This window comes from Micromonospora sp. NPDC001898 (assembly GCF_042891255.1).
GTDB lineage: Bacteria > Actinomycetota > Actinomycetes > Mycobacteriales > Micromonosporaceae > Micromonospora.
The window spans coordinates 124,113-135,870 of sequence record NZ_JBIATC010000014.1 but is presented as its reverse complement, the minus strand read 5'-3'; the positions used below and the strand labels follow the sequence as shown (position 1 = coordinate 135,870).

Below are 11,758 nucleotides of genomic sequence, written 5' to 3'. Positions count from 1 at the left end.
CGGGATCCCTCAGAGTGACGGGCGATGCGGCCCCAGCCGGTCGAGCAGACCGTCCACCAAGGCGGCCATCGCACCCGCGGCAGCGGTGCCGTAGACGTGGTAGTCCGGCCGGACCAGAACGGACGCCGCACCCCGGGCCCGCAGGTAGTCCAGGTACCCACCGTCCGCCTGTCCGCCGGGTTTGATGTGGGCGACGGTGGCGCCGAGCCCGGACAGCAGGGCGCGCCGGGTCTCGCCGACGGCGTCCGGCTCTTCGGTGGTGATCAGCAAGAAGCCCGCCGCGATCAGGTCGTCGAACCGGCCGGTGCCGATCACGTCACCGCCCCCGGGCTGGATCAGTCCGGTGACCAGCGGTGTCGCCTCGGGTGGTGGCGTCCGGCGGCCACCGCCGTTGGCCCGGATGGCCGCGTCGCGGTCGGCCGCGGCGGCCGCATCGGTCACGCAGATGACCCGGCCAAGCTTGACCGAGGCGAGGACGGCCGCCTTGGTGTGGCCGCGCCGCTCGATCGTGTACGAGTCGAGCAGCCGCTCGTCGGCCCGGCCGCCGAGAACCAGGTCCAGCTTCCAGGCCAGGTTGCTGACGTCGCGGATGCCCGAGCACATGCCCTGGCCGGCGAACGGAGGCATCAGATGGGCTGCGTCCCCGGCGAGAAGAACCCGGCCCTGCCGCCACTGCTGGGCCCACCGGGCATGGGATCGGTACACCCCGCTCCGCAGCAGCGTCGCCGTCTGTGGCGTGACCCCGTGCGGCGCCAGGAGCCGCCACGCCGTCTCGACGCTGTCCAGCTCGGCGGCGGACTCCCCCGGCAGGCACATGAACTCCCAGCGCCTCCGGTCGTGCCCGCTGCCCACCAGCGTCGTCGGCCGGGCCGGGTCGCACAGCTGCAGGTTCGTCGGTACGAACTCGCGGGGCTCGTGCAGCGCGACGTCACACAGCAGCCACTCGAAGGAGAACCCCAGGTCGGTCATCGGCACGGCGGCCAGTTCGCGGACGACGCTGTTGGCCCCGTCGCAGCCGACCAGCCAGCCGGCCCGGAAGGTGTGGGTGGCGCCGGTTTCGTCCTCGGCGATCGCGGTGACGCCGTCGTCGGTCTGGCTGATGCCGACGACGGACAGGCCACGCCGGACCTCGACCCCGGGTTCGGCCGCCAGCGCAGCGCCGAGCAGTTGCTCCAGCGCGGGCTGGTGCATGGTGTTGGCGTCCGGCCACCCGTACCGGCCGGCCTCGCTGAAGGCGATGTCCAGGAGGACCTGCCCGTCCGCGCCGCGCCACTGGTAGCCGGTCGCGGGCACCGATATCCCGGGCAGGCCGGCGCCGACACCCGCCGCCGCCAGCAGACGGGCGGTCTCGCCGTCGAAGCTGGTGGCCCGGGGCAGCCCGAAGACCTCCCGATGCCGCTCGAGCACGGTCACCCGCCGGCCACGGCGGGCCAGCAGGCTCGCGAGCACGGCACCGCTCGGACCGCAGCCGACCACGAGGACGTCGGCGCGCGGGGTCAGGGTAGCCATGTCTCGCGACCATACGCAGGGGACTCGGAGAGCCCCATCGCTTGCCTTGACAGCGCCTGCGGGCAACAGCACCCGGCACCGGCAACCACTGTCAACGCGAGGGATCCACGACGGCCGGCACGGCACCTAGCGTTGCCCTGCAAACCGTCACGACGGCCTGGCCTGCGCCGGCGCCCAGCCTCGCGGCCGATCCGTCGGCCGCGATCGTCGAGCTGCATTGGAGATCACCGTTGCGGGGGCATGAACACTACGTCCGCCAGATCCTCGGCCGGCTCGACGCTGATCCTGCCGCCGTTCCCGTCACGCTCGGAGACGAGCCGTTCTCGGCCGAGCGCCTCGCCCGGGCGATCCGCACGACAGCCGCCTGGATGCGCTCGGCCGGTGTCGGCCCCGGCACCTCGGTCGCCGTGCTGACCAGCCCCAACACGCCGGCCACGCTGGTCTACCGCTACGGGGTGAACCTCGTCGGCGCGACGGCGGTCCACATCCGCGGGGTCAACGCCGCGGACCCCCGGGACGAGCTGGGTCCTCGCATCCAGGCCGAGATCCTCGCCGACCTCCGGCCGGCGGTGCTCGCGGTGGACCAGGACAACCTCGACCGGGCGCGCGGGCTGCGTGCCGCGGCCGGATCTGCGTTCGCCCTCGCCGCCCCGGGTCCGTCCGGGCCGAACGTGCTGGACATGACCCGGCCCCCGGAGACGCCGTTCGACGACTCGACGGCCGAGCCGCCGGAGGTCGCCGTGGTGACGTTCACCAGCGGCTCGTCGGGACGACCGAAGGGCATCAGCTGGCCGTTCGCCGTCAAGAACGACATGGCCGCGGCCGCCGCCGGGGCCCGGCCGGCGGTCTGCCTGGTCACCGGGTCGCTGACCCACTCCAGCGGTTTCTCCGCCGATGACGCGATCATCGCCGGGGGCAGCGTCGTGCTGCACCACGGGTTCGACGCCGAGGTGGTGCTCCGGGCCGTCGAACGGCACCGCGTCACCCGGCTCGTCCTCGCCTCTCCTGAGGTCTACGCCCTCACCGAGCACCGCGCGTTCGACGACTACGACCTCTCGAGCCTGCGCGAGGTGTTCTACACCGGGAGCCCGGCCGCGCCGGAGCGGCTGGCGGCCGCCGCCAAGTCGCTCGGCCCGGTGCTGTTCCAGGTCTACGGCACGAGCGAGACCGGCATGGTCAGCCTGCTCACCCCGGAGGACCACCTGGACCCCGACCTGCGCCGCACCGTCGGACGGCCCCCGGCGAACGTCCGGATCACCATCCGCGATCCGCAGGACCACGACCGGGTCCTTCCGCCGGGCGTCGCCGGCGAGATCTGCTCGTCCGGGGGCTGGGCGATGAGCCACTACTGGAACGACCCGGAGCAGACCGCGCGGACGGTCCGCGACGGGTGGGTGCACACCGGCGACGTCGGACGGCTCGACGAGTCGGGATACCTGACCCTCGACGGCCGGCTCGACGGCGTCCTGAAGGGCCACGGCGTCCGGATCTACCCGGAGGCGGTGGAGCGCGCGCTCCTCGAACACGCGGACGTGGCCCAGGCGGCGGTGTTCGGGATCGAAGACGAGGACCGCCTGGCGCTGGTCCACGCGGTGGTGACGCCGACGTCCGGCTGCACACCACGACCGGACGACCTGCGGGGGTACGTGGCGGACGCGCTCGGCGACCGCCACGCTCCGGTGGACATCGAGGTCAGACCCGAACTGCTCCTGCTGGGATCGGCGAAGCCGGATCGGACCCTGCTGCGGGAGCAGGCGCTGGGCGCGCAGTTCTGGCAGTCGTCGCTGGACGGTGTCGACGGCGATTCCCTGCTGCGGGACCGGCTCGCCCGGCCGGGCGACGACGCGGCCGGGGTACCGACGCTCGTCCGGCGGGTCCCGGAGTTCCCGTCCGCGGAGAACACGCTGCTCGGGGTCTGGGCGGTACTGCTGCACCTGCTGGGCGCCGGCTCTCCGGTGGTCTTCGGGGCCGGGCTCCGGCCGCTCCTGGTGGACGTCGCGCCGGACGACGAGATCGGCGCCGTCCTGGACCGCGTCGGGGACGCCGTGGCCGCCTCGGCCGGGCACGCCCGGCTGGGACCGCGGGGGCAGGCCGTGCTCGACGCCGCAGCGGAGGCGTTGTTCGACACCGTGGTCAGCTTCGCCCGTGCCGGGGACCCGCCGCCCGACCCGGTTCGGCCGCCCACGGCCGAACTCAGGGTGGACCGTGACGCGGGCGAACTCGTCCTGACCCTGGTCACCGACCCGCGGCGGATCGGCGCGGAACCCGCAGGGCGTCTCCTCGACATGGTCGTGCGCCTGCTCCGCGCGTTCCGCGAGGCGCCCGGCCAACCGGTCGCCGGGCTGGACCTCCTCGACCCGGCCACCCGCCGCCAGGTGCTCCGCGAGTGGAACGAGTTCCGAGAGCCGCAGCCCGCCGCGACGCTGGGCCGGCTGTGGCAGCGCGCCGTCGACGAGCACGCCGGGCAGCCGGCGGTGGACGAGGACGGCGTCGTGACCTCGTACGCCGAACTCGACCGCCGGGCCGGACGGCTCGCGGCGGCCCTCGCCGAGGCGGGTGCGGCACCGGGCCGGATGGTGGCCCTCGTGCTGCCACGATCCCTGGACCTGATCACCGCGCTCCTGGCGACCGCCCGGACCGGTGCCGCCTTCGTCCCCGTCGATCCCGGATATCCGCGCGAGCGGATCGCCGCCATGCTGGAGGACTGTGACCCGATCGCGGTCTGCACGACGGCGTCGGCCGACCTCCCGCTGACCCGTCCCTGGCCGCGCGTCCTCGTCGACGACCCGGGGACCGGCGGACGGACGGACGAGTCTCCGCGGGTCACCCCGGGACTGACCGATCCGGCGTACGTCATCTACACCTCCGGCACGACCGGCCGGCCGAAGGGCGTCGTGGTCACCCACACCGGGCTGGCGAACCTGGCCGCGACCAAGCGCGAGGGCCTGGGACTGGACAGCACCGCCCGGGTGCTGCAGTTCGCGTCACCGAGCTTCGACGCGTTCGTCGCCGAGCTGATGGGCGCGTTCACCGCGGGGGCGACGGTGGTCGTGCCGCCGCCGGGCCCCCTCGCCGGAGAACCGCTGACGGCGGTCCTGGTCGAGCGGCGGATCACCCACGCCATCCTCCCGCCGGTGGCGCTGTCCAGCATGGACCCCGCAGCCGTGCCCGGGCTCCGCGGCCTGATCAGCGCCGGCGAGGAGTGCCCGGCCGAGCTGGCCGCGCGGTGGTCCGCGAACCGCCGGATGGTCAACGCCTACGGGCCCACCGAAGTCACCGTCTGCGCCACTCAGAGCGGGCCGCTCACGGGAGGTGGCCGTCCCCCGATCGGACGGCCCATCGCCGGTGCCCGCGTCTACGTGCTCGGTCCCGGGCTGCAGCCGGTGCCACCCGGATTCCGCGGGGAGCTCTACGTAGCGGGATCCGGTGTCGCCCGGGGTTACCTCAACCGACCCGCGTTGACGGCCGAACGTTTCGTGATGGACCCGTTCGGCCCGCCCGGCAGCCGGATGTACCGCACCGGCGACGTCGCCTCCTGGCGCGCCGACGGCAACCTGGACTTCCACGGCCGGGCCGACGACCAGATCAAACTGCGGGGCTTCCGGATCGAGCCGCGCGAGGTGGCGGCGGTGCTCGAGGAACTTCCCGCGGTCGCCCGCGCGGTGGTCGGCGTACGCGAGGACGGCACCGGCCGCACCCGGCTGGTCGCCTGGGTCGTGGCCGCCGACGGGGAGGCGCCCGCCCGCGAGCACCTCCGCGAGCACGCCGCACGCCGGTTGCCGGAGCACATGGTGCCGACCGGGTACGTCGTCGTCGAGGCCCTTCCGGTGACGCCGAACGGCAAACTCGACCTGGCCGCGCTCCCCGAGGTGGCCGAACAGGACAACCCTGCGCGGGAGGCCCCGCGTACCCCCACGGAGCGCGCGCTGGTCGCCATCTTCCAGGAGCTGCTGGAGGCCGCCGAGGTCGGTGTCGACAGCGACTTCTTCGCGCTGGGCGGCGACAGCATGCTGGCCATCTCGCTGATCCGGCGCGCTCGCGAGGCGGGGTTGGCCATCTCCCCCGCGGAGATCATAGGGAACCCCACGATCGGTGCCCTCGCCTCGGTGGCGACCCCACTGCCGTCCCCGCCCGCCCCGACTCCTCACGTGGAAGGCCGCCGATGACCCGCCCAGAAGTCAGCCCTGAGCTCCTCGATTCGCTCGACCTCGCCGACCCGGTGCTGCACGCCGAGAACGAACTTTCCGAGGTGTGGCGGGCGCTCCGCGAGGAGCGGCCCCACTACTGGCACCCGCCCAAGGGTGACCGTCCCGGCTTCTGGGTCTTCACCCGCTACTCCGACGCGATGACGGTCTACCGCGACAAGGAACACTTCACCACCGAGGGCGGCAACGCGCTGGCGACCCTGCTCACCGGTGGCGACTCCGCGTCCCGCTCCATGCTCGCGGTGACCGACGGCGACAAGCACACCCAGTTGCGCAACGTGCTGAACGCGGCGTTCTCCCCCCGCCGGCTCAAGAGCATCCGCGAGGCGATCCGGCGGACGATCGACGACCTGGTCCGGGCGGCGATCGACAAGGGCGAGTGCGACTTCGTCCACGACGTGTCCGCGAACATTCCGCTGGGCGCGATCTGCGGTCTGATGGACGTGCCCGAGGCGGACCGCCGCTATCTGCTCGGCCTCACCTCGCACGCGTGGAGCTCCGACTACGCGGACGCCCCGCCGCAGGAGAGCTGGCAGGCCAAGAGCGAGATACTGCTCTACTTCGCCGACCTGGCGCAGACCCGGCGCGGCAGTGACTCCGACGACGTGGTCAGTCTGCTGGCCAACTGCCACGTCGACGGTCGCCCGCTGAGCGACGCCGACCTGATGTCCAACTGCTACGGGCTGATGATCGGCGGGGACGAGACCGGACGTCATGCCATCTCCGGCGGCCTCCAGGCACTGATCGAGTGGCCGGACCAGTGGCGCGCCCTCAAGGAGGGCACCGTCGGCCTCGACACCGCCGCCAACGAGGTGCTGCGCTGGACCGTTCCCTCGTTGCACGGCGGACGCAAGGCCTCCGGCGACACCGTGGTCAACGGGCAGCCGGTCAAGAAGGGCGACATCGTCAGCGTGTGGATCTCCTCGGCCAACCGGGATCCCGAGGTATTCGCCGATCCGGACCGCTTCGTCCTCGGCCGCACGCCGAACAAGCACCTCACCTTCGCCTTCGGCTCGCACATCTGCCTGGGGCACACGCTGGCACGTATCGAGGTGGAGGAGGTGCTCGACTCGCTGCGTACGCTCGTGTCGTCCGCGGAACAGACCCGGCCGGAGCGGTGGATCTACTCCAGCATCCTGCACGGCATGAGCTCGCTGCCGGTCACGCTGACGCCCGAGCCGGCGTGAACCGCGTCGCCATCGTCACCGGGTCGGCCCGGGGCATCGGTGCCGCGGTGGCCGGCCGGCTGATCGAGGACGGCATCGATGTCGCCGTCCTCGACATCGATCCGGCGGCTGCGGAGGCCGCCGCCGCCAGCCTCGACCGGGCGGGTGGCCGCGCCACGGCCATCGCGGTCGACGTGAGCGACGCCGACTCGGTCCGCACGGCGGTCGACGAGGTCGTCGACCGGTTCGGGGCGCCCGGCATCCTGGTCAACAACGCCGGCACCACCCGGGACAACCTGCTCTTCCATCTCTCACCGACCGACTGGGACCTGGTCATCAACGTGAACCTGCGCGGCACGTTCCTGATGACGCACGCGGTCGCCGAGCACATGGCCAAGCTCGGCTGGGGCCGCGTGGTGAACCTGTCGAGCATCGCCGCGGTCGGCAACGTCGGCCAGGCCAACTACTCGGCGGCGAAGGCCGGGATCGAGGGCCTGACCAAGACGCTGGCCCTGGAACTCGGCCCGCTGAACGTCACCGTCAACGCCGTGGCGCCCGGCTACGTGGCCACCGAGATGACCGCGGCACTGGCGGCGCGGGTCGGCCGTACGGTCGAGGAGCACCAGGCGCAGGCGGCGGCGGCGATTCCGCTGCGCCGGGTCGGTCAGCCGAGGGACATCGCCGATGTGGTGGCCTTCCTGGCGAGCGACCACGCGTCGTTCGTGTCCGGCCAGATCATCCATGTCGCCGGTGGACCGGTCTGCTGACCGGCGCCCCCACCACCATGGTCCTCCCCCTCGTCCGCGACGACCACCACGCGGTGGAGACCTGTCGGCACGACCCGTCCGCCGTCCTGGACTGCCCGGTTGCCATGCTCACCGGCGATCGCGATGCGCTGATGGAGGTCATTCGTCGGCGGTTACCGGCCGTCGCCACGGACGAAGCACCCATCACATTTGACGGGCATCGAACTGCCAAGGTGAATGATGCTCGGACTAACCGACCCCACCGGGCCTGGTCCGCGATCCGATCGCCGCCCGCACGTACGCGCCTTCGACGCGCTGACCAGCACCTTTGCGATCGTGCGCCGACCGCGCCACGCAACACCCCTGGAATTCGCCCTTCAACAGTGAGAAAACAGTGTTTGATCCATCCCTTTCGATGGTAACGTCGTAACGTCGGAAGCGCACCATGGTGGGCAAGGCGGCCTGACTGTGGGCGGCGGGTAATGACTGACCCGCCCGGATCGGCATGATCAATTTGGGGGATTGGATTTGATCATCTTACGGCGAGCAAGGTCCGCCCGGAACGATTCACACGACATTTCTTCCGACAATTGCATGACCGCTCAGATGCTCGCGCAGGCCCGGGCGAGCTGGCGCTCCGGCGATCTCGGCCTGGGCCTCTCCTACACCGAGGCCGCCACCCTGACCACCTGCGATCGGTGCGGCGAGCCCTGCGCCCTGCACGCGCGTCTGCAACAGGCGCTGCTCTACACCCTGATCCGGCGGACCGGTGCGGCGCAGCAGATCATCGACGAGGTACGCGCCAGTCCCGCGTTGGTCGAGCACCGCAAATCTGCCGCCATCGCCACACTGGTCGAAGCAAAGATTAAACTCGCGAACGGTGATATCGCGGGTGCGGCCAGCCAGTCAAAAATCGGAATGCAGCTGGCGAACGAGGCTCATCAGACGACCTGGACGCCACTCGGCAACGCCATCCTGGCCACCACGGCATTGCGTTGCGGCGAGTTGTTGAAGAGCATTCATCATGCGAATCAGCTGAAGGAGGACGCGGTTTTCGGCCGCGAAATCGTGCCCACCGGTCAGGCCATGTGGATCGTCATTCAGATCGCCGAGGCGGAGAAGGGCCCGGAGCAGGCCGCCTCGCTGGCCGGCAAGGTGCTCGAGTCGGAAGCGGCAGTCTGCTCCCTGCTCGCCGACGAGCCCGCCGCGATCCCGTGGCTGGTCCGGCTCCTGATCGGCCAGGGGCAGACCGACCTGGCCGGCTGCGGTGTGCAGTTGTCCGAGCGGGTCGCCACCGAGAATCCCGACATTCCCGAACTACGCGCGGCCGCGGCACACGCGGCGGGCCTCCTGGCCCGCGATGTCGAGAAGCTCCGCCTGGCCGCCGAGGCCCACACCGATCCGTGGGCGCGCGCGCTGGCGATCGAGGACATCGGCCTGGTCCTGGCCGAGGACGACGAGGGGAACCCGGAGGCGGTGAGGAACCTCGATCTGGCCATGCGATCGTTCGCCGAAATGGGGTCGCTGCGGGATTCCCTCCGCGTCCGGAGCAAGCTGCGAGGCATCAAATCCAACCCGGATCCGCAGGCGAGATTCTGGCCGTCCAGCGGTGTTCGTGGTCTGACCGACACCGAATACGCCGTGGCCCGGCTGGTCTCCATCGGCCTCACCAACGGGCAGGCAGCGGCCCAGATGTTCCTCTCCCGGCACACCGTGGCGTTCCACCTCCGGAAGATATTCCAGAAGATCGGCGTCAAGTCCCGGCTGGAGCTGGCGGTCATGTGGAACGAACTCGCGGACGGGATGCACGGCGATTCCGGGTCGCCCAGCTGCCCGAGTTGAGTTCGCGTCCGCTACGTCCGGGACGCCCCGACCATCTCCGCGACCACGAAGGCGAGCCCCACCGCCTGCCGCGCGTTCAGGCGGGGATCACACGCCGTCTCGTACCGGGCAGGTAGATCCTTCTCCGCGACGGCCGGCGCACCACCGAGACACTCGGTGACATCGTCGCCCGTCACCTCCACGTGGATGCCGCCGGGGTGGGTGCCCAGCCGCCGGTGCACCTCGAAGAAGCCGGTGAGCTCGTCGACGATCTGACGGAGATGGCGGGTCTTGTAGCCGTTCGCCGACATGTAGGTGTTGCCGTGCATGGGGTCGCACTGCCAGATCACCTGGCAGCCGGAGGCGGTGACCTTCTCCACGATCGGCGGTAGAACGTCACGGACCTGGGAGTGCCCCATGCGGCTGACCAGCGTGACTCGCCCGGGCTCGCCGTGCGGGTCGAGCCGGCGCACATATTCGACCGCCTGCTCCGGGGTCGTCGCCGGACCGATCTTGATGCCGATGGGGTTGGACAACAGCTCCGCGAAGGCGAGATGGGCGCCGTCGAGCTGGCGGGTGCGCTCGCCGATCCACAGGAAGTGCCCCAGTCCACTGGACAAGCGAGGCTCCGGCCCGCTGGTGTCCACCCACAGCTGCGACCGTTCGTAGTCGAGCAGAAGCGCCTCGTGGCTGACGTAGATCTCGCTGCCGGCGGGGCCGCCCCGACGGAATTCGCGGACAAGCCCCATGGTGCCGGCGGCGCCGGCGTGGGCTCGCAGCATCCGGTCAGGATCGGGTGCCCGGGCCGCGGGCGTGGATTCGACAGAGTTGACCATGTCGCCGCGGTAGACGGGCAGACCCCGGGCATCGACGGCCTGGGAGCGGGGCTTGGCATACTGCCCGGCCATTCGAGCGATCTTGACGACGGGCAATCCGGCCCGGTGGACGAGCACCGAGGCCATGGAGGCCAGCGCTCGGAGATTGGCGCGCTGATGGGCCTCGGTGCTGTCGGCGAAGGTCTCCGCGCAGTCGCCTCCCTGCAGCAGGAACGCCTCGCCCCGGGCCACCGCGGCCAGCTGACGGGCCAACCGTGCGGTCTCGTCCGGCGCCACGATCGGCTCGGCCCGGCTCAGCGCGGCCACCGCGTCCCGTGCCCGGCGCGGATCAGGCCACACCGGTTGCTGCGCCGCCGGCTTGCGCAACGCCGCTTCCAGCCGCCCGGCGAGAAGGCCGTCCAGCGGGGGAAAGTGCGTCATCGACGAGCCCCGCCGGGCGAAGCGACCAGGTCGGCCACGGGCGTTCGCGGCATCCGATCCAGCACGCTCGCGACGACGTCCGGCGGGACGTCGCTCACCAGCGCCGCGCCCTGCGGTCCGTCCAGGACGAAGGTGAACCCCCGGAGCGCCTTCTTGTCGTGTCGCATCAACCGGAGGAGGGCGGCGGTATCGGCCTCGGCCGGCAGCGCGGCGGGGAGCCCGTAGTGCCGGACCACGTCGTGATGCTCGGCCACCCGGGCCTGCCCGATACGGCCGAGAGCCCCGGCGAGTTGTCCCGCGAACACCGTTCCGATGGCCACCGCCTCTCCGTGGCGTACGGCGTAGCCGGTGGCTCTCTCCACCGCATGGCCCAGCGTGTGGCCGTAGTTGAGCAGGTGCCGCACTCCGGTGTCCCGCTCGTCCGCCTCCACGATGCGGGCCTTGAGCGTCACGCTGGCGGTGATCTGTTCGGCGAGGGTGAGCCCGCGCAGGTCCGGCGCGCCGATGAAGTGGCAGCGGGCGATCTCGCCGAGGCCGCTCAGCATCTCCCGCAGCGGCAGGGTCGACAGGTAGTCGGTGTCGCAGAGCACCGCGCTGGGCTGCCAGTACGCGCCGACCAGGTTCTTGCCGGCGGGCAGGTTCACCGCCGTCTTCCCGCCGACGCTGGCGTCCACCTGGGCGAGCAGGGACGTGGGCAGATGGATCACCGGTACGCCCCGGTGGTACAGCGCGGCCGCCAGCCCGACCACGTCGGTGGTGGTACCGCCGCCGCACGAGACGACCACGTCCGACCTGGTCAGCCCGAACCGGGCGAACTCACCGCACAATGCCTCCACCGTACCGAGGGTCTTGTCGTGCTCGCCGTCGTGCGCGGGCAGCACCAGGCTCTGCACCCCGGTGTCGGGCACCCATTCCCGGGGGCGGGCCGACACGACGACGGCTCGCTCGGCGCCCAGCCGCCGGATGACGCCGGCGAGCGCCGTCCGGACGCCCGGGCCGATGAGTACGTCGTACGAATGGTCTCTCAGACGCAGGGAAACCGCGGTCATGTTGTC

7 protein-coding genes are annotated in these 11,758 nt (G+C 71.6%); 4 read left to right on the top strand and 3 right to left on the bottom strand.

Features of this window, described 5'->3' with window-relative positions; all coding sequences use genetic code 11:
* Positions 1-9: 9 nt before the first annotated feature.
* Positions 10-1,509, bottom strand: coding sequence for a bifunctional 3-(3-hydroxy-phenyl)propionate/3-hydroxycinnamic acid hydroxylase (locus ACFYZF_RS24375; RefSeq protein ID WP_387024408.1), 1,500 nt, complete (start codon positions 1,507-1,509; stop codon positions 10-12).
* 230 nt (positions 1,510-1,739) lie between these two features.
* Here ACFYZF_RS24375 and ACFYZF_RS24370 point away from each other — a divergent pair, with 230 nt between their 5' ends.
* From ACFYZF_RS24370 to ACFYZF_RS24355, 4 genes are all read left to right on the top strand, one after another.
* Positions 1,740-5,675: an amino acid adenylation domain-containing protein gene (locus ACFYZF_RS24370; RefSeq protein ID WP_387024406.1), complete on the top strand. Its 3,936-nt coding sequence runs from the start codon at positions 1,740-1,742 to the stop codon at positions 5,673-5,675.
* A complete protein-coding gene (locus tag ACFYZF_RS24365; RefSeq protein WP_387024404.1) occupies positions 5,672-6,901 on the top strand; it encodes a cytochrome P450 in 1,230 nt (409 codons plus the stop codon). The genes ACFYZF_RS24370 and ACFYZF_RS24365 overlap by 4 nt, the downstream gene beginning before the upstream one ends.
* The gene (fabG, locus tag ACFYZF_RS24360; protein WP_387024402.1) at positions 6,898-7,647 is read left to right on the top strand and encodes a 3-oxoacyl-ACP reductase FabG; all 750 of its coding nucleotides are present in this window, start codon (positions 6,898-6,900) and stop codon (positions 7,645-7,647) included. The genes ACFYZF_RS24365 and fabG overlap by 4 nt, the downstream gene beginning before the upstream one ends.
* 573 nt (positions 7,648-8,220) lie before the next feature.
* Complete coding sequence (locus ACFYZF_RS24355; RefSeq protein WP_387024400.1) at positions 8,221-9,468, top strand: LuxR C-terminal-related transcriptional regulator; 1,248 nt, start codon at positions 8,221-8,223, stop codon at positions 9,466-9,468.
* 11 nt (positions 9,469-9,479) lie between these two features.
* On the opposite strand, the gene ACFYZF_RS24350 is transcribed toward ACFYZF_RS24355, so the two are convergent.
* Positions 9,480-10,703, bottom strand: a complete 1,224-nt coding sequence (locus tag ACFYZF_RS24350; protein ID WP_387024398.1) for a 3-deoxy-7-phosphoheptulonate synthase — start codon at positions 10,701-10,703, stop codon at positions 9,480-9,482.
* Complete coding sequence (locus ACFYZF_RS24345; RefSeq protein WP_387024396.1) at positions 10,700-11,752, bottom strand: 3-dehydroquinate synthase family protein; 1,053 nt, start codon at positions 11,750-11,752, stop codon at positions 10,700-10,702. Before ACFYZF_RS24345 ends, ACFYZF_RS24350 begins: the two co-directional genes overlap by 4 nt.
* Between the last annotated feature and the right edge of the window lie 6 nt (positions 11,753-11,758).

What these genes read in the sequence shown, in the direction of transcription:
- ACFYZF_RS24375 (WP_387024408.1), bottom strand. Translation starts at nt 1,509, where the DNA reads ATGGCTACCCTGACCCCGCGCGCCGACGTCCTCGTGGTCGGCTGCGGT.
- ACFYZF_RS24365 (WP_387024404.1), top strand. Translation starts at nt 5,672, where the DNA reads ATGACCCGCCCAGAAGTCAGCCCTGAGCTCCTCGATTCGCTCGACCTC.
- ACFYZF_RS24355 (WP_387024400.1), top strand. Translation starts at nt 8,221, where the DNA reads ATGACCGCTCAGATGCTCGCGCAGGCCCGGGCGAGCTGGCGCTCCGGC.
- ACFYZF_RS24350 (WP_387024398.1), bottom strand. Translation starts at nt 10,703, where the DNA reads ATGACGCACTTTCCCCCGCTGGACGGCCTTCTCGCCGGGCGGCTGGAA.
- ACFYZF_RS24345 (WP_387024396.1), bottom strand. Translation starts at nt 11,752, where the DNA reads ATGACCGCGGTTTCCCTGCGTCTGAGAGACCATTCGTACGACGTACTC.